The following is a 22101-nucleotide window of genomic DNA, read 5'->3' on the forward strand; positions in this document are numbered from 1 at the left end:
ACCACCCCAGTGTTCAGCTCTGTTTTATCGCAATTCGTTACGATATAACGAAAATGGTGAAATATTCGTACTTAATTGCGCTATCTAAAAACGCTCAACCTGTCCCTTGGCTGAAGCCTTGACCGAAACTCGTCAAAACGCACATATTATGTGCGTAATTTTTTATACAACTACCTTTACCCCTCCCGACCTCTTTCGATCCAGGAGTCATTCCATGAGCACTTATGACGTCGTGATACTCGGCGGTGGCCCCGGCGGCTACAACGCAGCCATCCGCGCAGGGCAACTGGGTTTGAAAGCCGCTTGCGTAGAAGGACGCGCCACCCTCGGCGGTACCTGCCTGAACGTCGGCTGCATGCCGTCCAAGGCGTTGCTGCACGCCTCCGAACTTTACGACGCGGCCATGGGAGCGGAATTCGCCAACCTGGGCATCGAGGTCAAACCCACGCTCAATCTCGCCCAGATGATGAAACAGAAGGATGAAAGCGTCACCGGGTTGACCAAGGGCATCGAGTTTCTCTTTCGCAAAAACAAGGTCGACTGGATCAAGGGTTGGGGCCACATCGACGGGCCGGGCAAAGTCACGGTGACGGACAACGCAGGCGGCAAGACCGAATTGAGCGCCAAGGACATCATCATCGCCACCGGTTCCGAGCCCACTCCCCTGCCCGGCGTGGACATCGATAACAAGCGCATCCTCGACTCCACCGGCGCGCTGTCACTGGTAGAAGTGCCCAAGCACCTGGTGGTGATCGGCGCCGGCGTGATCGGCCTGGAGCTGGGATCGGTGTGGCGGCGTTTGGGCGCTCAGGTGACCGTGGTCGAGTTCCTCGACCGAATCTGTCCCGGTGTGGACGGCGAAGCAGGCAAAACCCTGCAGCGCTCGTTGAGCAAGCAAGGCATCAGCTTCAGGTTGAGCTCGAAAGTGACCCGCGCGACAACGTCCGATAGTGGCGTACAACTGAGTGTTGAACCTGCCGCGGGCGGCACAGCCGAAACGCTCGAAGCCGATTACGTACTGGTGGCTATCGGACGCCGACCTTACACGCAAGGGCTGGGGCTGGAGAACGTCGGCCTTGCCACCAACAAACGCGGCATGCTCGCCAACAAGAGCCACCGCACCGAAGCCGCCGGGGTCTGGGTCATTGGCGACGTGACGTCCGGACCGATGCTCGCGCACAAAGCCGAAGACGAAGCCATGGCCTGCGTCGAGCAGATCGTCGGCAAGGCCGGCGAGGTCAACTATGAGTTGATTCCCAACGTGATCTACACCAAACCCGAACTGGCCAGCGTCGGCAGGACCGAAGAGCAACTGAAGGCCGAAGGCCGGGCATACAAGGTCGGTAAATTCCCCTTTACCGCCAACAGTCGGGCGAAAATCAATCACGAAACCGAAGGCTTCGCCAAGGTTCTGGCCGATGAGCGAACGGATGAAATCCTCGGTGTTCACCTTGTCGGGCCGAGTGTCAGTGAAATGATTGGCGAGTATTGCGTGGCGATGGAGTTCAGCGCCTCGGCCGAAGACATCGCCCTGACCTGTCATCCGCACCCGACCCGCTCCGAGGCTTTGCGCCAGGCGGCGATGAATGTGGAGGGGATGGCCACTCAGATGTAAGGCTGAAGATTTGCGGTGACTGCATCGTGAGCAGGCTCGCTCCCACAGTGGCTAAATGATTTCCTGTGGGAGAGAGCGTGCCCGCGATGCAGTCGACTCGATCTAAAGCGGCAAATGCTCTAGCGGCAACGCTCCCGGCGCCTTCACCGTATGAATCGCAAAGTTGCTGCGAATATCACTCACGCCCGGCAACTTGAGCAAACTCCCCGTGAGAAACCGGTCATAGCCACGCAGGTCCGGCACCACCACCTGCAACAGAAAGTCCGATTCCCCTGACACCAGAAACGCCGAAATCACTTCGGGCAACGCCGTCACGGCCCGGCGAAAAGCTTCGGCCTGTTCATCGTTATGGCGCTCGACCTTGACCCCGACGAACACGGTCAACCCAAGCCCGACTTCATCGCGATCAAGATTGGCTTGATAGCCACGAATGACCCCAGCCTCTTCGAGCATCCGCACTCGCCGTAAGCAAGGCGACGCAGACAGGCCGATCTCGTCAGCCAGTTGCACGTTGCTCAGGCGACCGTCCCGTTGCAGTGCGGCGAGGATCTTGCGGTCATAGGCATCGAGTTTCATGATTTAGCAGATCCAGAGAGTTCAACGGTAGTTTAATGGCAGGTTATGCCAAGACAGCCCATTTTAGAAGCAAACTACGCAAGCACCTGCCCTGCCCCTTCGCCCTAGACTGGCCGTACCGAATCGACAACGAATGGGGTGCAACATGGCAGGACTCTGGCTGTTTTTCATGGCGCTGGCAGTGGTTTACCTGTTGCCAGGTCCCGACATGATCCTGCTATTGCAGACCGGCGCCCGCCAGGGCAAAGGCGCGGCGCTGGCCACTGCTGTGGGATTGGCCATTGCCCGGGGTTGCCATGTGGCGTTGGCGGCGTTGGGGTTGGCGGCACTGTTCAAGGCTGCGCCCTGGACCTTCGAAGTGGTGCGTCTGGTCGGCGCCGCGTATCTGTTATGGATCGGCATTCAGTGCTTGCGCACCACCCTGCTGCCAAGCCTGAACGGTTCGAATGCAACCGGCGAGAAGCCCCGCTATCAGCAAGCGATCCAGCGCGGTTTGCTGACTAACCTGCTCAACCCCAAAGCCCTGCTGTTCTGCTCGGTACTGCTGCCGCAGTTCATTGACCCGCACGCAGGCCCGGTGCTCGCGCAATTCGCCACTCTGGGTGTGGTGCTGGTGGCCGTCGGTCTGCTGTTCGACAGTGCTTACGCCCTGGCCGGTGCCGCATTGGGCCGATGGTTGCAACGCAGCCCATCGGCCCAACGTCTGCAGCAATGGTTGTTCGCCAGCCTGTTGATCGGTTTCGCCGTGCGGCTGACCTTTGTTCAGCAGGCTTGAGCCTCACTGAACCTTACGGCGGCGACGAATGATCAGCATCAGCGCCGCTGCGGTTACGGCCAGCACACTGCCCCACTGCAACGCTGTCCTGTATGGCCGCAGCGCTGAGCGAGCCGCGTCAGTGACCTGAGTGACGTAGCGCTTGTCGGCGTTCTGGAAGTCAGGATACGGGCATTGATGACCGAAATCCGCCGCCCACGGCACAAATGGGCCTTCTTTGACATAGCGCTGATAGAGCGCACTTTGCTCTTCCAGGCTGCTGTTCCACCCGGCCGCTTCGCACAGCACGGCGGCAAACGCCTGGCTGGTGTGGGGCAAATTGTCGGCGGCGCGACTGGCCAATGCCGTGGCGACAAACCGGTAGTGGTAACGCTGATCGGGTTGGGCGGCGCTGGCCTGCTGACGTTTCACCTCGTCCTCGGCCACCAGCGGCCCGACCTTCAGTTCACTCTCCTCAAGGCTGAAGTTGCCGCCGAAGGTGGCGTAATCCGGGGCCATTTCGTAGCCGAGAATATCCATCCCCCACTCGCGCGCCGTCCAGGCGGCATTGAACAATGCGGCAGCGCGACGTGTCGGCCACCATGCCGAATCGGCCGTCACACGTTGCTGGCCATACAACCTGGCTTTGTTGCGCAAGCCGTCGTTATCGAAATACGCCGACGCCTCTTCATAGTGCCCTTCGCGCAACAAACGCCGCCCAAGCAAATTGCGCAGTTTCGCCGCCACCGGCAGCGGTACGTAGCTTTCGCGATCCTGCTGGGTCAACGGTGGCGGTGCCGGCACCTGAGTGTCGACGTAATGCTTGAGTTCATCGACGGTCAGCACACGCTCGGCGATCGTCGCGGCGTCGAGCCAGTAAATGTCATTGCTGCGATAAAGCTGATCGAACGCTTGCAGGTAGTCCCCTCGTTGCAGGGCCAGAATCGCGCTTTCGCCTTCGACCCGACACTTGGGTTGCAAGGATTCGAAAGCCCAGTCCTGCGTCCGTCGCTCCCCCCAGGATTCGTCCTGCGGGAAGGCCTGGGCTGCTTTCGCATACGCGGCGGCCGCTGCATTTTTATCGCCCTCGCGCACCGCCAGCTTGGCACGCAACCACCAGGCCAGACCGCCCTCGCCGGCGTGTTCGAGGAAGGCCTTGGCGTTGTCGTAATCGCCCTGTTGATAATTCACCGCAGCCAGGCGATCGGCATTGTCGAGACTGCCCCGGGTGCTGCTTTGCAGAAGCTTGATCAATTTTCCTTCGTTCGATGGTTGATCACCGAATGACCAGCCCAGTCGGCTGATCAATGACGCAGTGACCAGTTGCTGTACCGGCTGACTCCTGAGCCTTTCAGCCAGTTGCGCCTCGGGCATCGACGCCAGCTCAGTCATCAACAACTTCAGTGAGCTGTAGCCCACCGTCGAACCGTGGCGGTTTTGCGTGGCGTAGAGTTCAATGGCGCTGTCCCAATCGCCAGCGGTGCGCGCCACCCTGGCCTCTTCACCGAGACTGGCAACGCCTAGTTCCAGCGGGTCACTGAAGCCGTCGATGCTCAGTTGCCGGGCTTGCTCGAACGCCTTTGCGGACCGTGCCAACAGGTCAGGACCCGCGCCCACTTCCGAGCTCATGGCGAACAACGCCCGGCCCAACGAATACGCCGCCCAGGTACTGCGCAGTGCTCGTTGATCAGCGGGCAACGCGAGAACCTTCTGGAAGTACTCTGCCGCCAGACCATGGTCATCGGCAGCAAAGGCCACGGCTCCGGCCACATACAGCCTGAGTTCGGGAGGCAGACTCGCGCCTTGTGCTTCCACCTGATGGGCGTCGGTCAGGCCACGCAGTTGTTTCACCATCGCTTGCTGCTCGGCGGTCAAACCGGATTGCTCCGCCTGACTGCGTTGTTCTGCATAGTCGGTGGCGTCCAGACCATAGGCGACTTCAGTGATGTTCTTCAGGCCCGCGATTGTGTGCCCAAGCCGATTGATCTCAAACCGGAAGCTGCCTTCCGGCAACTCCGCCAGCGACTGGCCGCGGTTGTCCAGCAGGCGCGCGGGAAAGTCAGGCCCGCATGCCAGTGCTGAACCCAGCGGCAGACTGAGGCTGAGGCACAGCAGATGGCGCGGCCAGTTACGGGTGAACATGCGACTCTCCTTGATCAATTTTTGCGCAGCGTGCCCAACCGATAGCACGCTGCTCACCGGCCGCTATCCGACCATCACGCAGGCGGGTGAAGGTAAGCAGATCCGGGGTTTGTTGCAATGCATACCCCGCCAGTGCATCGGCACCCTCGCAGCCTTGCACCGCCAGCGTCAAACGCTCGGGCCAGGCGCTGTCGAGGTTACCCTCGTTACGGATGCCGATGTCATAGAGGCCTTGTTGCGCCGAGAGGTTCAGCACCAGCCGACTGTCGAGGGCATCACCACGCGCGACGGCGCGCAGGGTGGTCAGGCTCCACGCCCGACGGTCATTGGCCAGCGGCAGGCGAAACCAGATCAGGCCGGCCAGATGCGGCGGCGCATCGGCACGCAATTGGGCGCCGAGCTGACTCAATTGCTGCGGATCGGCCAGCAATTCGCGGCGCTCGCCACCCCGTTCGATGCGTACTTCGCTCTCGACGATTGGCGCACCGCTGGTGCTCGGCAACAGCGCCACACCATAAGCAGGCAGTGCCAGATAGAAGGGTTTAGGGGTGACGCGACTCCAGGACTTCGCCCACTGCCGCGCCATATCCGGATCAAACAGGCCACGATGGGGATCGCTCACCGCATGAACCTGCAACACGCTGCTGTCGACTGTGGATAACAACGCTGGTAATTCGGAACTGTCGAGCCAGGCCGGCAATGCGGTGATGCTCAGCGCAACAGAAGCCGGCAGGGCCGCGCGCAAGTGCACCAGAAATTCGCGATAGGCCGGTAGCCGAGCGTTACCGGCGTCGTGGTCGATTTCAACGCCGGCAAGCGTCAGCCCTTGTGCCTGCCAATCGCTGATCACCTGCGTAATCTGAGTTATGACGTCGTCTTGATTCAGCGCCTTGAGCTGGCCATCGAGGCGAATGACCGCAATCAGTGGCCGACCGTCCGCCTTGAGCAGCGCCGGATCAATCCGCGCACGACTCCAGCCTGCCTGGGGAAAGGCCTGCAACGCCAACACGCGCAAGGTGGAAAAGTCGGCGCGACTGTCTTTCAGGGCCGCTTCATGGGCCGGCGTCCATTGCCGTTGCCAGACGTAGAGTTGCTGATCGAGTGGCGGCGCGTCCTGTCGTCCGCAGCCATTAAGGAACGCCAAAGCAATACACAACGCCGACAGACGCACGAACAAATACATAAAGCTCCTTGAGGTAAAACCGGTTCCGCCCAGCAGCCGCACAAGGTTGCTACAAATCCAGCACCAAAGGCTGTGCTCCCTGAGCCGGAATCGCACAGCAAATCAGTATATGTCCTTCGTCCGGTACCTCCGCGGGTGGCTGAGGATAATTCACCTGGCCGCTGATAAGACGCGTTTTGCAGGTCCCGCAGGAACCGCCGCGGCAACTGAATTCGGGGTGCAGGCCACGGCTTTCCGCCAGCTCCAGCAGAGTGCCTCCATCGGGTTGCCAGCGCGCCTCTTTGGCCGAACGCTCGAACACGACCGGCACCGAGGTAATCGCGGCCGGTGGTTGCTCCATGACCACCGCATCCGGGTCGGGACTGCGACGCAATGTCGATGGGCCGAAGGTTTCGGCGTGAATCCGTGCATCACGAATATCCAGCTCTCGCAGGCTGTCGTACAGCGCTTGAGTAAAACTGCCCGGACCGCAGAGGACAAAATCCAGCTGATCGTAGTCCTCGGCCTCAATCAGGTCTTTGAGCAGTTCCACATCGATACGCCCGGTCAAATCAAAGTCCTCCCCCTCCCGCGCCTCCGGCTCCGGTTGGCTAAGCAGGCGTACCACCCTGACCGCGTCCCCGACATCGTCGAGTAAACGATTTAACTCGGGACGAAAGACTTGATCAGCTAACGTGCGCGAACTCTGCAAAAACAAGGTCGGCCGGATGCGGCGTGTACGCAATCCTTGATAAACCACCTCACGCAACATCGACAGCAGTGGCGTGATGCCGACGCCGGCGGCCAACAGCACCAGTGGCCGACGCTCATTGGGCGCCACGGTGAAATGCCCTTGGGGTGCGCGCGCTTCCAACAGATCCCCTACACGAATCTGCTCATGCAGGTGCGATGACACTCGTCCGTCACGCTTCACACTGATGCGGAAAAAATCGTCGGACGGCGCGCTCGACAAGCTGTACGTGCGAATGTGTACCTCGCCGTCAATGTTGAAGCGCAGCGGCAAATGCTGTCCGGCCTGAAACAAGGGCAAACCGGCGCCGTCGGCGGGCTCCAGGTAAATCGAGCGAATGTTGCGGCTTTCCGCTTCGATCCGCGCCACTCGCAGCGGGCGCCACTGATCACCCAATGCCTTTGCCTGCAAACGGGCCTTGGCTTGCGGCCAGGTGCCGGTCAGCAAACTGGTGGGCGACATACCATCGAATCGCCAACGCAGCGCAAGGGCAGCAGGACGACGCACTACGTGTTCCACGTGGAACATCCAAAGGCGTTCAGCACCCTGAAATGCCTCGACCTGAGGTCCTTCAAGGATGATTTCGGTGTGGCCGCTCAGTTGCAGCAGGTCACCCGAACTAAAATCGATGAACAACAAACCCGCCCTTGGATTAACCAGCAGGTTGCCCAGCGTGTTGAAAAAAAGGTTGCCGGCAAAATCCGGAATGGTCAGCCGATTCCCTTCCACCTGGACAAAACCGGCCTGTCCACCACGATGGGAAACATCCACCGACCGTTCGCCTTCGACATCCACATAACTGGCGACAAAGAAGGTGTCTGCCTCGGCAATCACGGCTTTGGCGGCGTCATCCAACTCGGTGAGATGTTGGGCGATGCGCGTCGCCGGGTCCGCCAGTGGCACCGTGCGAAACTGGCGCAATTGAATGTACTGAGGGCAATTACCGTAGGACTGATCCACCGTCACAGCGAACCCGCTGGCCGACAGGCCACCGATCCGCCCATTAATGCGGTTGCGACGCCGGGTGTGCAGTTCGATCCCCAGCAGACCGATTGCCGCGCCATCGCTCAATTGTGCCGGGTCATCGGCTGCTGGCAGGCTGCTCAATTGCAGGAGTTCCGGTTCGGGCGAGTGCGCGAAGCCCGGCTCACCTTCCAGCACACTGGCCCAAGGATGACCGTTCGCATCGACCGCCCCAAACAACATGAACGGCAGTTGCTGATAGAAAGTGCGATGCTGGTCCGGCATCTCGCTGCGAATGACCCTACGACCCAGCACCTCCATTCGCTCGTGAACGCCTACATGAGTCTGCAAGTGTTTCTCGCCGGCATGCCACGGTGAACGATCCATTACGGCTCTCCCCTGCACCGATGGCGCAGCGTGAAAGGCCCGGAAAAGCCGGGCCACAAGCATCAGGCAGTTTTCTGCAGGCCCGCTACGGTACGCGGCATGCCGACAAAGCCGGGCAAGGCCTCGACTCGGGCCAGCCAGGCGCGAATGTTGGCGTAATCGTCCAGTGACACATTGCCTTCAGGCGCATGAGCGATGTAGCTGTAAGCGGCCACGTCGGCGATGGTCGGTTCGTTGCCGACGAGGTAAGGCGTCTTGGCCAACTCCTTGTCGATCACCTTGAGCACGGTATGGGCGTAAGGGATCACTTCTTCGGCGTTGTAAGGCGCACCAAACACCGTGATCAGCCTTGCCCGGGCGGGGCCGAAAGCAATGGGACCTGCAGCGACGGACAACCAGCGTTGCACTTGCGCCGCGCCAACCGGATCGGCCGGCAGCCAGCGACCGTTGCCATATTTTTGTGCCAGATACACCAGGATCGCATTGGAATCTGCCAGCACCACGCCTTGATCATCCAACACCGGCACCTGACCAAAAGCATTCAGTGCCAGGAACTCCGGTTTTTTATGCTCGCCCTTGGCCAGGTCGACGAAGATCAGCTCGGTTGGCAGTTGCAGCAGTGAGAGCATAAGTTCCACACGATGAGCGTGGCCGGAACGTGGGAAGTTGTAGAGTTTAATGGCCTGCATGGTCGACTCCGCGGGTGAGTGGCGCTGTTCGGGAGCGATCAGCACCGATGGCGACCATCTTCTACCAGTCTCGAAAACAACTGAATAACCAGCAAACGCAATCCATTATTTCAACCAGTGAAATAACCCGTCAGCCCTGCAAGGCCGGATGTTCCCTGAGCGCCTTCACCATGATGTCGACAAAACTGCGAACCCGCGCCGCAGCCTTTCTCCCGCCCTGATACACCACATGGATCGGTAGTGGCGGCAATTCGAATTCGCTCAGAATGATTTCCAACTCGCCGGCCGCGATCTTGCTCGCCACCTGATAAGACAGGACCCGGGTGAACCCCAGACCGAGCGCTGCTGCGGTGATGGCGGCCTGGTTAGCCGTCACCACCAGGCGCGGTTCAGCACGGACACCCAGTGGCTCGCCACCGTCAAGAAATGGCCAACTTCGCTGTTGACCAATCGAGGACGTCGCAATGATCGGCGCCTGAGCCAGATCTTGCGGATGAGTTGGTCGACCATGGATCGCCAGAAACTTCGGCGACGCAACAATCACCCTGCGCACATGCCCCACCCGAATCGCATGCTGATTGCTGTCTGGCAGCTCACCGATGCGCACGGCCACATCAACCCCCTCCTCGACCACGCTGACGATTCGATCAACCAGCAACGCATTGATGGTGACGTCCGGGAATTGCGTCAGAAAACTCACCATCACCGGTGTGACGAACAACTCACCAAACAACACCGGCGCCGTAATTGTCAGCTGCCCACGGGGTTGGGCATGGCTGCCTGCCGCTGAATCTTCGGCTTCCTGCACTTCGGAGAGAATTCTCCGACAGTCTTCGAGATACCGCTGACCCGCCTCACTCAAATGCACACTGCGTGTGGTGCGAGTCAGCAACGGAGTGCCTATGCGCCTCTCGAGCGCCGCCACCGCCCGTGTGGCGCTGGCGGCGGACATACCCAGACGCCGCGCCGCCGCGGAAAATCCCCGCTCCTGGGCAACGGCAGCGAAGACCTGCATTTCCTGGAAGCGGTCCATGGATATGTCCTCGATTCAGATAAAAAAAACGCAACCAGAGGCTGCGATTTTTTGAGGTGACGAAAAAATAAAGGTAGTCACAACATGCTACGGACTTAAGAGCATTTCAAAGTGGCGTGTTGAATGGAATATACAAGAATGCTGCCCGTGTGGTGGAGCAAGTAAAGCAGGGTATCTGAAGGTGTAGCGAAGAGGGGGATGAATGTTTAACGTCATTATGCGGCATTATTGGCAGCCCAGAATGACAAAACCCCTACCTGCATACGCAGATAGGGGTTTCGGAATTTAATCTTGACGATGACCTACTCTCACATGGGGAAACCCCACACTACCATCGGCGATGCATCGTTTCACTGCTGAGTTCGGGATGGGATCAGGTGGTTCCAATGCTCTATGGTCGTCAAGAAATTCGGGTACCGAATCGTGGCCGGTTGGCCGCGCTTCAGCAAATTGGGCAGGTGATAGAATTCGGTGTTTTGTGCGCGTCGAACTTTCGGTTCGTTTCGTCTTCACACACCGCAATCTGGTCTCTTTCGAGTTCGCAAATTGCTTGGGTGTTATATGGTCAAGCCTCACGGGCAATTAGTATTGGTTAGCTCAACGCCTCACAGCGCTTACACACCCAACCTATCAACGTCGTAGTCTTCGACGGCCCTTCAGGGGACTCAAGGTCCCAGTGAGATCTCATCTTGAGGCTAGTTTCCCGCTTAGATGCTTTCAGCGGTTATCTATTCCGAACATAGCTACCCGGCAATGCCACTGGCGTGACAACCGGAACACCAGAGGTTCGTCCACTCCGGTCCTCTCGTACTAGGAGCAGCCCCTCTCAAATCTCAAACGTCCACGGCAGATAGGGACCGAACTGTCTCACGACGTTCTAAACCCAGCTCGCGTACCACTTTAAATGGCGAACAGCCATACCCTTGGGACCGGCTTCAGCCCCAGGATGTGATGAGCCGACATCGAGGTGCCAAACACCGCCGTCGATATGAACTCTTGGGCGGTATCAGCCTGTTATCCCCGGAGTACCTTTTATCCGTTGAGCGATGGCCCTTCCATACAGAACCACCGGATCACTAAGACCTACTTTCGTACCTGCTCGACGTGTCTGTCTCGCAGTCAAGCGCGCTTTTGCCTTTATACTCTACGACCGATTTCCGACCGGTCTGAGCGCACCTTCGTACTCCTCCGTTACTCTTTAGGAGGAGACCGCCCCAGTCAAACTACCCACCATACACTGTCCTCGATCCGGATAACGGACCTGAGTTAGAACCTCAAAGTTGCCAGGGTGGTATTTCAAGGATGGCTCCACGCGAACTGGCGTCCACGCTTCAAAGCCTCCCACCTATCCTACACAAGCAAATTCAAAGTCCAGTGCAAAGCTATAGTAAAGGTTCACGGGGTCTTTCCGTCTAGCCGCGGATACACTGCATCTTCACAGCGATTTCAATTTCACTGAGTCTCGGGTGGAGACAGCGCCGCCATCGTTACGCCATTCGTGCAGGTCGGAACTTACCCGACAAGGAATTTCGCTACCTTAGGACCGTTATAGTTACGGCCGCCGTTTACCGGGGCTTCGATCAAGAGCTTCGCGTTAGCTAACCCCATCAATTAACCTTCCGGCACCGGGCAGGCGTCACACCCTATACGTCCACTTTCGTGTTTGCAGAGTGCTGTGTTTTTAATAAACAGTCGCAGCGGCCTGGTATCTTCGACCGGCGTGGGCTTACGCAGCAAGTGCTTCACCCTCACCGGCGCACCTTCTCCCGAAGTTACGGTGCCATTTTGCCTAGTTCCTTCACCCGAGTTCTCTCAAGCGCCTTGGTATTCTCTACCCAACCACCTGTGTCGGTTTGGGGTACGGTTCCTGGTTATCTGAAGCTTAGAAGCTTTTCTTGGAAGCATGGCATCAACCACTTCGTCACCCAAAGGGTAACTCGTCATCAGCTCTCGGCCTTGGAATCCCGGATTTACCTAAGATTCCAGCCTACCACCTTAAACTTGGACAACCAACGCCAAGCTGGCCTAGCCTTCTCCGTCCCTCCATCGCAATAACCAGAAGTACAGGAATATTAACCTGTTTTCCATCGACTACGCTTTTCAGCCTCGCCTTAGGGACCGACTAACCCTGCGTCGATTAACGTTGCGCAGGAAACCTTGGTCTTTCGGCGTGGGTGTTTTTCACACCCATTGTCGTTACTCATGTCAGCATTCGCACTTCTGATACCTCCAGCAAGCTTCTCAACTCACCTTCACAGGCTTACAGAACGCTCCTCTACCGCATCACTTACGTGATACCCGTAGCTTCGGTGTATGGTTTGAGCCCCGTTACATCTTCCGCGCAGGCCGACTCGACTAGTGAGCTATTACGCTTTCTTTAAAGGGTGGCTGCTTCTAAGCCAACCTCCTAGCTGTCTAAGCCTTCCCACATCGTTTCCCACTTAACCATAACTTTGGGACCTTAGCTGACGGTCTGGGTTGTTTCCCTTTTCACGACGGACGTTAGCACCCGCCGTGTGTCTCCCATGCTCGGCACTTGTAGGTATTCGGAGTTTGCATCGGTTTGGTAAGTCGGGATGACCCCCTAGCCGAAACAGTGCTCTACCCCCTACAGTGATACATGAGGCGCTACCTAAATAGCTTTCGAGGAGAACCAGCTATCTCCGAGCTTGATTAGCCTTTCACTCCGATCCACAGGTCATCCGCTAACTTTTCAACGGTAGTCGGTTCGGTCCTCCAGTCAGTGTTACCTAACCTTCAACCTGCCCATGGATAGATCGCCCGGTTTCGGGTCTATTCCCAGCGACTAGACGCCCTATTAAGACTCGCTTTCGCTACGCCTCCCCTATTCGGTTAAGCTCGCCACTGAAAATAAGTCGCTGACCCATTATACAAAAGGTACGCAGTCACCTAACAAAGTAGGCTCCCACTGCTTGTACGCATACGGTTTCAGGATCTATTTCACTCCCCTCTCCGGGGTTCTTTTCGCCTTTCCCTCACGGTACTAGTTCACTATCGGTCAGTCAGTAGTATTTAGCCTTGGAGGATGGTCCCCCCATATTCAGACAAAGTTTCTCGTGCTCCGTCCTACTCGATTTCATGACCAAGAGATTTTCGCGTACAGGGCTATCACCCACTATGGCCGCACTTTCCAGAGCGTTCCGCTAATCTCAAAGCCACTTAAGGGCTGGTCCCCGTTCGCTCGCCACTACTAAGGGAATCTCGGTTGATTTCTTTTCCTCAGGGTACTTAGATGTTTCAGTTCCCCTGGTTCGCCTCTTAAGCCTATGTATTCAGCTTAAGATAACCATCTTATGATGGCTGGGTTCCCCCATTCAGACATCTCCGGATCAAAGTCTGTTTGCCGACTCCCCGAAGCTTTTCGCAGGCTACCACGTCTTTCATCGCCTCTGACTGCCAAGGCATCCACCGTATGCGCTTCTTCACTTGACCATATAACCCCAAGCAATCTGGTTATACTGTGAAGACGACATTCGCCGAAAATTCGAATTTCTCAACTAAGAGAACTCACAAATTTTACCTTAGCCTGATCCGTTACCAGTGAAAGTAACGTTCAGTCTATCTTTCTATCACATACCCAAATTTTTAAAGAACGAACTAGTCAAAGACTAGAAATCAACATTCAGCACCACCAACCGGCGATGGAATGCTCATTTCTAAGCTTTAAAACAAAACAGCCATTTCCATGAGTGGAAACGACCTTTTCGTCTTCTTCAATGAATCAAGCAATTCGTGTGGGAGCTCATGGTACAGCTGAGTCGTCGATTAAGGAGGTGATCCAGCCGCAGGTTCCCCTACGGCTACCTTGTTACGACTTCACCCCAGTCATGAATCACACCGTGGTAACCGTCCCCCCGAAGGTTAGACTAGCTACTTCTGGTGCAACCCACTCCCATGGTGTGACGGGCGGTGTGTACAAGGCCCGGGAACGTATTCACCGCGACATTCTGATTCGCGATTACTAGCGATTCCGACTTCACGCAGTCGAGTTGCAGACTGCGATCCGGACTACGATCGGTTTTGTGGGATTAGCTCCACCTCGCGGCTTGGCAACCCTCTGTACCGACCATTGTAGCACGTGTGTAGCCCAGGCCGTAAGGGCCATGATGACTTGACGTCATCCCCACCTTCCTCCGGTTTGTCACCGGCAGTCTCCTTAGAGTGCCCACCATAACGTGCTGGTAACTAAGGACAAGGGTTGCGCTCGTTACGGGACTTAACCCAACATCTCACGACACGAGCTGACGACAGCCATGCAGCACCTGTCTCAATGTTCCCGAAGGCACCGATCCATCTCTGGAAAGTTCATTGGATGTCAAGGCCTGGTAAGGTTCTTCGCGTTGCTTCGAATTAAACCACATGCTCCACCGCTTGTGCGGGCCCCCGTCAATTCATTTGAGTTTTAACCTTGCGGCCGTACTCCCCAGGCGGTCAACTTAATGCGTTAGCTGCGCCACTAAGAGCTCAAGGCTCCCAACGGCTAGTTGACATCGTTTACGGCGTGGACTACCAGGGTATCTAATCCTGTTTGCTCCCCACGCTTTCGCACCTCAGTGTCAGTATCAGTCCAGGTGGTCGCCTTCGCCACTGGTGTTCCTTCCTATATCTACGCATTTCACCGCTACACAGGAAATTCCACCACCCTCTACCATACTCTAGCTTGTCAGTTTTGAATGCAGTTCCCAGGTTGAGCCCGGGGCTTTCACATCCAACTTAACAAACCACCTACGCGCGCTTTACGCCCAGTAATTCCGATTAACGCTTGCACCCTCTGTATTACCGCGGCTGCTGGCACAGAGTTAGCCGGTGCTTATTCTGTCGGTAACGTCAAAATTGCAGAGTATTAATCTACAACCCTTCCTCCCAACTTAAAGTGCTTTACAATCCGAAGACCTTCTTCACACACGCGGCATGGCTGGATCAGGCTTTCGCCCATTGTCCAATATTCCCCACTGCTGCCTCCCGTAGGAGTCTGGACCGTGTCTCAGTTCCAGTGTGACTGATCATCCTCTCAGACCAGTTACGGATCGTCGCCTTGGTGAGCCATTACCTCACCAACTAGCTAATCCGACCTAGGCTCATCTGATAGCGCAAGGCCCGAAGGTCCCCTGCTTTCTCCCGTAGGACGTATGCGGTATTAGCGTTCCTTTCGAAACGTTGTCCCCCACTACCAGGCAGATTCCTAGGCATTACTCACCCGTCCGCCGCTGAATCAGAGAGCAAGCTCTCTTCATCCGCTCGACTTGCATGTGTTAGGCCTGCCGCCAGCGTTCAATCTGAGCCATGATCAAACTCTTCAGTTCAAACATCTTTGGGTTTTGAGAAAACCCTAAACTTGGCTCAGCAATCGTTGGTTACATCTTTGATTTCTCGCGGAGTAACTTGTGATGCTGATAATCTGTTGACTAGCAGTCTGATACCACAAGCACCCACACGAATTGCTTGATTCAGTTGTTAAAGAGCGGTTGGTCAAGAACTTTCGTCTCAACCGAGGTGGCGCAGTATATAGCAACACACCTTAAACAGCACCCTTAAAAGCAACTAATTTTCTAACAAAATCAGTTACTTAAGCCGGCGTCAGCATCAAGCTGCTCGTTAGCGGGAGGCAAATAGTACAGCATTAAAATACGTGGTCAACCCCCCGCCTAAAATTCTTTTCCTTATCTAGGCACGAGGTTGTCACAACGTCCGTACAAGGCATCGGGGTAGCAGAGAACTCAGATCACGTAGTAATTGAAGCACCTGCAAATTGCAACGGAATGAAGCCTCTCCTACCCTTCGACAGTTTCCAGTCGTTGAAACCACAACCCAATCAATTGTGGATAACTTATTCCACAGTCACCGATTTCGCCAGGTTGCGCGGCTGGTCGACGTCCGTGCCTTTGAGCACGGCCACGTAGTACGACAGCAACTGCAGCGGGATGGTGTAGAGGATTGGCGACAGGGTGTTGTGGATGTGCGGCATCTGTACCACGTGCGTGCCTTCTCCATTGGTCATGCCAGCCTTCACGTCGGCGAAGACGATCAACTCGCCACCTCGGGCGCGGACTTCCTGCAGGTTGGACTTCAGCTTCTCCAGCAGCTCGTTGTTTGGCGCCACGGTCACCACGGGCATGTCGTTATCCACAAGCGCCAATGGACCATGTTTCAGTTCGCCGGCCGGGTAGGCTTCGGCATGGATGTAGGAGATTTCCTTGAGCTTGAGCGCTCCTTCCATCGCCACCGGGAATTGCGCGCCGCGCCCTAGGAACAGCGTGTGGTTCTTCTCGGCGAACAGCTCGGCGATCTTTTCCACCGTGCTGTCCATCGCCAGCGCCTCGCCCAGGCGGGTCGGCAGACGACGCAGTTCTTCCACCAGTGTGGCTTCAACGCCTTTGGCCAACGTACCGCGAACCTGGCCCAGGGACAGGGTCAGCAACAGCAGGCCGACCAGCTGGGTGGTGAACGCTTTGGTCGAAGCCACGCCGATTTCGCGACCAGCCTGGGTCAGAAGCGTCAGATCAGATTCACGCACCAGCGAGCTAATACCGACGTTACAGATCGCCAGACTGGCCAGGAATCCCAATTCCTTGGCGTTACGCAGGGCGGCCAGGGTGTCGGCGGTTTCGCCGGACTGGGAGATGGTGACGAACAACGTGTCAGGCTGCACCACCACCTTGCGGTAGCGGAACTCGCTGGCAACTTCGACCTGGCACGGAATACCGGCCAGTTCTTCGAGCCAGTAACGGGCGACCATGCCGGCGTGATAGCTGGTGCCGCAAGCAACGATCTGCACGTTGCGCACTTTGGCAAACAGCTCGGCAGCCTGTGGACCGAAGGCTTGCACCAACACCTGGTTCTGGCTCAGGCGGCCTTCCAGGGTACGTTGCACCACGGACGGTTGTTCGTGGATTTCCTTGAGCATGAAATGGCGGTACTCGCCCTTCTCCGCCGCTTCGGCGCCATCGCGGTATTGCACGGATTCACGTTCGACAGCCTGACCATTGACGTCCCAGATATGCACACTGTCGCGACGAATTTCCGCTATATCGCCTTCCTCCAGGTACATGAAGCGGTCGGTGACCTGGCGCAAGGCCAATTGATCGGAGGCCAGGAAATTCTCGCCAAGGCCCAGACCAATGACCAGCGGACTACCACTGCGAGCCGCCACCAGACGGTCTGGTTGTTGGCCGCTGATCACCGCCAGGCCGTAGGCACCGTGCAGTTCCTTAACTGTAGCCTTGAGGGCTGCGGTTAGATCATGCAGATCCTTGAGCTTGTGATTCAGCAGGTGAGCGATGACTTCAGTATCCGTATCCGAAGTGAAGACGTAACCCAGCGCTTTGAGTTGCTCGCGCAGGGCATCGTGGTTTTCAATAATGCCGTTGTGCACCACCGCCAGATCACTGGAGAAATGCGGGTGTGCATTGCGTTCGCACGGGGCACCGTGAGTGGCCCAACGGGTGTGAGCGATACCCAGACGCCCGATCAGCGAATCTTCTGCCAAGGCCAGCTCCAACTCGCTGACTTTGCCCGGACGACGCAAGCGTTCGAGTTTTTGGTCGTTGGTGTAGACCGCCACACCGGCGCTGTCATACCCGCGGTATTCGAGACGTTTGAGGCCTTCGACCAGGATGGCGGTGATATTACGTTCTGCGACTGCTCCGACAATTCCACACATGCTATTTCTCCTGATTGACTGCCGCGCATATCAAATTGATGCCGCGGGCCTGAATCTGATCCCGTGCCTCAAGTGGCAGGCGATCATCGGTAATTAGGGTATGGACGCTGCTCCAAGGCAGTTCCAGGTTGGGAATCTTGCGACCGATCTTGTCGGCCTCGACCATCACCACCACTTCACGGGCGACTTCGGCCATGACTCGGCTCAATCCGAGCAACTCATTAAAGGTAGTAGTACCGCGAACCAGGTCGATACCATCGGCGCCGATGAACAACTGGTCGAAATCGTAAGAGCGCAATACCTGCTCGGCCACCTGCCCCTGAAAGGACTCGGAGTGAGGGTCCCAGGTGCCGCCGGTCATCAGCAACACCGGTTCGTGCTCGAGCTCGTTCAAGGCATTGGCAACGTTCAGGGAATTGGTCATCACCACCAGACCCGGTTGTTGACCGAGCTCGGGAATCATCGCCGCTGTGGTGCTGCCGCTGTCGATGATGATGCGCGCGTGCTCGCGAATCCGCGTCACCGCAGCGCGGGCGATGGCTTGCTTGTATTTGGAAACCGGCTGACCGAGATCCGCCACCAGTTCCTGAGGCATGGTGATCGCACCGCCATAACGACGTAGCAGCAGGCCGTTGCTTTCGAGTGCCGCCAGATCCTTGCGAATCGTAACTTCCGAGGTTTCGAAGTGCTTGGCCAGTTCGTCCACACTGACTTCGCCTTGCTCGTTGAGCAAGGCCAGGATGTTGTGGCGGCGTTGAGGTGTGTTGCGCTTCGACATGGTTTGGTAAGTTTCGATTCGAAAGATAACGTAAGCAATCAAAACCTATCAGTGAAACTTCGTCAAGCACCGGGCGATAAAAAGACCTGTGGATAAAAGCTTCGCGGGCAAGCCTCACTCCTACAGGCAATTTTGTTCTGTAGGAGCGAGGCTTGCCCGCGAATGCTTCAGATCAGCCTGTGAATAAATTCAGTCGATCATCGAAATGTGGATAACTCAGCCCTTCTTGACCTTCTCCGGCCGCTTCCAGCCATCGATGTTCTTCTGCCGGGCACGACCCACAGCCAACTGTGCCTTATCCACATTTTGAGTAATGGTCGAACCGGCCGCAGTGGTCGCACCGGCAGAGATATCCACAGGCGCCACCAATGAGTTGTTGGAACCGATGAACACATCTTCACCCAGCACGGTTTTCCACTTATTCACACCATCGTAATTGCAGGTGATGGTGCCGGCGCCGATGTTAGTACGCGCGCCAATTTCGGCATCGCCCAGATAGCTCAGATGGCCGGCCTTGGCACCTTCGCCCATGTGCGCATTCTTCAGCTCGACAAAGTTACCCACATGCGCCCGCGCTTCCAGAACCGTGCCTGGACGCAAACGCGCGAACGGACCGGCATCGCTGCCTTCACCCAGAACTGCGCCTTCGATATGGCTGTTCGCCTTGATCACTACACCTTTACGCAGGGTGCTGTCCTTGATCACGCAGTTCGGGCCGATGACCACGTCGTCTTCGATGACAACCTTGCCTTCGAGGATCACGTTGATATCGATCAGCACATCACGGCCAACGATCACTTCACCACGTACGTCGAAACGAGCCGGGTCACGCAGGGTTACGCCCTGAGCCATCAAGCGGCGACCGGCGCGCAACTGATAATGGCGCTCAAGTTCGGAAAGCTGCCTGCGGTCATTGGCGCCCTGCACTTCCATGGCATCGAGGGGTTGTTCCGTGGCCACCACCAGACCGTCATTGACTGCCATTTCAATCACGTCGGTCAGGTAGTACTCACCCTGAACGTTGTTGTTCGACAGCCGACCGGTCCAATCAGCCAAGCGATCCGCAGGCACCGCCAGGATACCGGTATTGCCTTCTTTGATAGCACGTTGAACTTCGTTGGCGTCCTTGTGCTCGACGATGGCAGCGACCTTACCGTCAGCGCCGCGAACGATTCTGCCGTAACCGGTCGCATCGTCCAGCTCGACGGTCAGCAATCCCATCTGCCCTGGCGCTACCAGTTTGAGCAGACGTTGCAGGGTTTCGACTTCAATCAACGGCACATCACCGTAAAGAACCAGCACGGTATCAGCTTCGATAAAAGGAACCGCTTGGGCCACGGCGTGACCGGTACCCAGTTGTTTGTCCTGTAGGACGAAATTCAGATCGTCAGCGGCCAGACGTTCACGTACGGCATCGGCGCCGTGGCCAATCACCACGTGGATGCGCTGTGGATCAAGTTGTCGGGCGCTGTGGATAACATGGCCAAGCATCGAGTTGCCGGCAATCGGGTGCAAGACTTTCGGCAAGGCCGAACGCATGCGCGTGCCCTGACCAGCAGCGAGAATAACGATTTCAAGAGACATGACTGGCTACCAATCCTGGCTGGTCGGCGGATGCGACCAGGTTGTAAAAATCGGAAAAGAAAAAAGGGTAGCCGAGGCTACCCTTTTTAATCAATCACACAACAAGTGCTGCCTTAGTGGCCGAACTTCTTGCGGATCTGCTGGACGGTGCGCAGCTGAGCTGCGGCCTCGGCCAGACGTGCGGCAGCAGAACCGTAATCGAATTCCGCGCCTCGCTCATGCAAGGCTTTCTCGGCAGCCTTAACGGCTTCCAAAGCTGCGGCTTCGTCCAGGTCGGCAGCACGTTGCACGGTGTCGGCAAGAACCTTGACCATGTTCGGCTGAACCTCGAGGAATCCACCGGAGATGTAATACACCTCCTCTTCCCCGCCCTGCTTGACCAGGCGGATCGGACCTGGCTTCAGATTAGTGATCAGCGGCGCGTGACCCAGGGCGATACCAAGATCACCCAGTGCACCGTGCGCAATCACCATCTCGACCAGACCGGAAAAGATTTCTCCTTCCGCGCTGACGATATCGCAATGGACTGTCATAGCCATCTGATTGCCTCAACCTAAATGAGCGCCCGTTGCCGGGCGCCGGGATTACAGTTTCTTGGCTTTCTCGATCGCTTCTTCGATGCCGCCGACCATGTAGAACGCTTGTTCTGGCAGGTGGTCATAGTCACCGTTGAGGATGCCTTTGAAGCCAGCAATGGTGTCTTTCAGGGAAACGTATTTACCCGATGCACCGGTGAAGACTTCAGCCACGAAGAACGGCTGCGACAAGAAACGCTGGATCTTACGAGCACGGTTTACCAACTGCTTGTCGGCTTCCGACAGCTCGTCCATACCCAGGATCGCAATGATGTCCTTCAGTTCTTTGTAGCGTTGCAGCACGTACTGAACACCGCGAGCGGTTTCGTAGTGGTCGTTGCCGATCACGTTCGGGTCCAGCTGACGCGAAGTCGAGTCCAGTGGATCTACCGCTGGGTAGATACCCAGGGAAGCGATGTCACGGGACAGAACGACAGTGGCGTCCAAGTGAGCAAACGTGGTCGCTGGCGACGGGTCAGTCAAGTCGTCCGCTGGTACGTATACGGCCTGGATCGAAGTAATCGAACCTTGTTTGGTCGAAGTGATGCGCTCTTGCAGCACGCCCATCTCTTCAGCCAGGGTCGGTTGGTAACCTACTGCGGAAGGCATACGGCCCAGCAGTGCGGATACTTCGGTACCGGCCAGGGTGTAACGATAGATGTTGTCGACGAACAGCAGAACGTCGTTACCTTCGTCACGGAACTTCTCGGCCATGGTCAGGCCGGTCAGGGCTACGCGCAGACGGTTTCCCGGCGGCTCGTTCATCTGACCGTAAACCAGTGCCACTTTGTCCAGAACGTTGGAGTCCTTCATCTCGTGGTAGAAGTCGTTACCCTCACGAGTACGCTCACCCACACCGGCGAACACGGAATAACCGCTGTGCTCGATGGCGATGTTACGGATCAGTTCCATCATGTTTACGGTTTTGCCTACACCGGCACCACCGAACAGACCGACTTTACCACCCTTGGCAAACGGGCAAACCAGGTCGATAACCTTGATGCCGGTTTCCAGCAGGTCGTTGCCGCCTGCTTGTTCAGCGAAGGATGGCGCAGGACGGTGAATGCCCCAGCGTTCTTCGGTGTCGATCGGGCCAGCTTCGTCAATCGGGTTGCCCAGTACGTCCATGATCCGGCCCAGGGTCGCTTTACCGACCGGTACGGAGATGGCAGCGCCAGAGTCGACAACGTCCAGACCGCGCTTCAAGCCTTCGGTGGAACCCATCGCAATGGTACGAACTACGCCGTCGCCCAGCTGTTGCTGAACTTCCAGGGTAGTGTCCGCGCCTTGTACTTTCAGCGCGTTGTAGATGCTCGGTACGCTGTCGCGTGGAAATTCCACGTCGATAACGGCGCCGATGATTTGAACGATACGTCCGCTACTCATAGCTGGATCCTCTGAAAATTTGAAC

The 22101-nt window shown here is 57.0% G+C and carries 13 protein-coding genes and 3 rRNA genes; 2 read left to right on the forward strand and 14 right to left on the reverse strand.

The genetic code is table 11. The features are described 5' to 3' along the window. Positions 1-214: 214 nt before the first annotated feature. Positions 215-1615 carry a dihydrolipoyl dehydrogenase gene (gene lpdA / locus LAB08_RS30060; protein ID WP_096514142.1) on the forward strand — a complete coding sequence of 467 codons (1401 nt, stop codon included), beginning with the start codon at positions 215-217 and terminating at the stop codon, positions 1613-1615. Between the two features lie 102 nt (positions 1616-1717). On the opposite strand, the gene LAB08_RS30065 is transcribed toward lpdA, so the two are convergent. Then, positions 1718-2191: an Lrp/AsnC family transcriptional regulator gene (locus LAB08_RS30065; RefSeq protein WP_096514141.1), complete on the reverse strand. Its 474-nt coding sequence runs from the start codon at positions 2189-2191 to the stop codon at positions 1718-1720. Positions 2192-2336: 145 nt separating this feature from the next. On the opposite strand from LAB08_RS30065, the gene LAB08_RS30070 reads away from it, so the two are divergent. After that, on the forward strand, positions 2337-2966 hold the full coding sequence (locus LAB08_RS30070; RefSeq protein ID WP_096514140.1) for a LysE family translocator: 630 nt from the start codon (positions 2337-2339) through the stop codon (positions 2964-2966). Between the two features lie 3 nt (positions 2967-2969). Here LAB08_RS30070 and LAB08_RS30075 read toward each other — a convergent pair whose 3' ends face one another. The 13 genes from LAB08_RS30075 to atpD form a co-directional block, all read right to left on the reverse strand. After that, positions 2970-5087 carry a hypothetical protein gene (locus tag LAB08_RS30075; protein WP_096514139.1) on the reverse strand — a complete coding sequence of 706 codons (2118 nt, stop codon included), beginning with the start codon at positions 5085-5087 and terminating at the stop codon, positions 2970-2972. Further along, positions 5074-6270 carry a DUF3142 domain-containing protein gene (locus LAB08_RS30080; RefSeq protein WP_096514138.1) on the reverse strand — a complete coding sequence of 399 codons (1197 nt, stop codon included), beginning with the start codon at positions 6268-6270 and terminating at the stop codon, positions 5074-5076. The genes LAB08_RS30075 and LAB08_RS30080 overlap by 14 nt, the downstream gene beginning before the upstream one ends. A gap of 49 nt (positions 6271-6319) precedes the next feature. Beyond that, positions 6320-8350, reverse strand: a complete 2031-nt coding sequence (locus LAB08_RS30085; protein WP_096514137.1) for a 2Fe-2S iron-sulfur cluster-binding protein — start codon at positions 8348-8350, stop codon at positions 6320-6322. A 62-nt stretch (positions 8351-8412) separates the two neighbouring features. After that, entirely contained in the window at positions 8413-9039 is a 627-nt protein-coding gene (locus tag LAB08_RS30090; RefSeq protein WP_096514136.1) for a glutathione S-transferase family protein, read from the reverse strand. 130 nt (positions 9040-9169) lie between these two features. Further along, positions 9170-10072, reverse strand: coding sequence for a LysR family transcriptional regulator (locus tag LAB08_RS30095; RefSeq protein ID WP_096514135.1), 903 nt, complete (start codon positions 10070-10072; stop codon positions 9170-9172). A 289-nt stretch (positions 10073-10361) separates the two neighbouring features. Further along, positions 10362-10477 (reverse strand): 5S ribosomal RNA (gene rrf, locus LAB08_RS30100). A gap of 156 nt (positions 10478-10633) precedes the next feature. Continuing rightward, positions 10634-13525, reverse strand: a 23S ribosomal RNA gene (locus LAB08_RS30105). A 334-nt stretch (positions 13526-13859) separates the two neighbouring features. Beyond that, positions 13860-15396, reverse strand: a 16S ribosomal RNA gene (locus tag LAB08_RS30110). The 16S, 23S and 5S rRNA genes sit together here, the layout of an rRNA operon. 524 nt (positions 15397-15920) lie before the next feature. Next, positions 15921-17753 (reverse strand): glutamine--fructose-6-phosphate transaminase (isomerizing), encoded by a 1833-nt coding sequence (glmS, locus tag LAB08_RS30115; RefSeq protein ID WP_096514134.1) that lies wholly within the window; start codon positions 17751-17753, stop codon positions 15921-15923. A 1-nt stretch (position 17754) separates the two neighbouring features. After that, positions 17755-18531, reverse strand: coding sequence for a DeoR/GlpR family DNA-binding transcription regulator (locus tag LAB08_RS30120; RefSeq protein WP_096515616.1), 777 nt, complete (start codon positions 18529-18531; stop codon positions 17755-17757). A 216-nt stretch (positions 18532-18747) separates the two neighbouring features. After that, positions 18748-20115: a bifunctional UDP-N-acetylglucosamine diphosphorylase/glucosamine-1-phosphate N-acetyltransferase GlmU gene (glmU, locus tag LAB08_RS30125; RefSeq protein WP_096514133.1), complete on the reverse strand. Its 1368-nt coding sequence runs from the start codon at positions 20113-20115 to the stop codon at positions 18748-18750. 113 nt (positions 20116-20228) lie between these two features. Next, the gene (locus tag LAB08_RS30130) at positions 20229-20654 is read right to left on the reverse strand and encodes a F0F1 ATP synthase subunit epsilon (protein WP_007985046.1); all 426 of its coding nucleotides are present in this window, start codon (positions 20652-20654) and stop codon (positions 20229-20231) included. A gap of 45 nt (positions 20655-20699) precedes the next feature. Further along, positions 20700-22076 (reverse strand): F0F1 ATP synthase subunit beta, encoded by a 1377-nt coding sequence (atpD, locus tag LAB08_RS30135; RefSeq protein WP_008018365.1) that lies wholly within the window; start codon positions 22074-22076, stop codon positions 20700-20702. Between the last annotated feature and the right edge of the window lie 25 nt (positions 22077-22101).

The sequence above is a fragment of the Pseudomonas izuensis genome (assembly GCF_002356535.2).
Classification (GTDB): domain Bacteria; phylum Pseudomonadota; class Gammaproteobacteria; order Pseudomonadales; family Pseudomonadaceae; genus Aquipseudomonas; species Aquipseudomonas izuensis.

What these genes read in the sequence shown, in the direction of transcription:
- LAB08_RS30075 (WP_096514139.1), bottom strand. Translation starts at nt 5,087, where the DNA reads ATGTTCACCCGTAACTGGCCGCGCCATCTGCTGTGCCTCAGCCTCAGT.
- LAB08_RS30130 (WP_007985046.1), bottom strand. Translation starts at nt 20,654, where the DNA reads ATGGCTATGACAGTCCATTGCGATATCGTCAGCGCGGAAGGAGAAATC.
- LAB08_RS30085 (WP_096514137.1), bottom strand. Translation starts at nt 8,350, where the DNA reads ATGGATCGTTCACCGTGGCATGCCGGCGAGAAACACTTGCAGACTCAT.
- LAB08_RS30065 (WP_096514141.1), bottom strand. Translation starts at nt 2,191, where the DNA reads ATGAAACTCGATGCCTATGACCGCAAGATCCTCGCCGCACTGCAACGG.
- glmS (WP_096514134.1), bottom strand. Translation starts at nt 17,753, where the DNA reads ATGTGTGGAATTGTCGGAGCAGTCGCAGAACGTAATATCACCGCCATC.
- LAB08_RS30095 (WP_096514135.1), bottom strand. Translation starts at nt 10,072, where the DNA reads ATGGACCGCTTCCAGGAAATGCAGGTCTTCGCTGCCGTTGCCCAGGAG.
- LAB08_RS30070 (WP_096514140.1), top strand. Translation starts at nt 2,337, where the DNA reads ATGGCAGGACTCTGGCTGTTTTTCATGGCGCTGGCAGTGGTTTACCTG.
- glmU (WP_096514133.1), bottom strand. Translation starts at nt 20,115, where the DNA reads ATGTCTCTTGAAATCGTTATTCTCGCTGCTGGTCAGGGCACGCGCATG.
- LAB08_RS30090 (WP_096514136.1), bottom strand. Translation starts at nt 9,039, where the DNA reads ATGCAGGCCATTAAACTCTACAACTTCCCACGTTCCGGCCACGCTCAT.
- LAB08_RS30080 (WP_096514138.1), bottom strand. Translation starts at nt 6,270, where the DNA reads ATGTATTTGTTCGTGCGTCTGTCGGCGTTGTGTATTGCTTTGGCGTTC.
- lpdA (WP_096514142.1), top strand. Translation starts at nt 215, where the DNA reads ATGAGCACTTATGACGTCGTGATACTCGGCGGTGGCCCCGGCGGCTAC.
- atpD (WP_008018365.1), bottom strand. Translation starts at nt 22,076, where the DNA reads ATGAGTAGCGGACGTATCGTTCAAATCATCGGCGCCGTTATCGACGTG.
- LAB08_RS30120 (WP_096515616.1), bottom strand. Translation starts at nt 18,531, where the DNA reads ATGTCGAAGCGCAACACACCTCAACGCCGCCACAACATCCTGGCCTTG.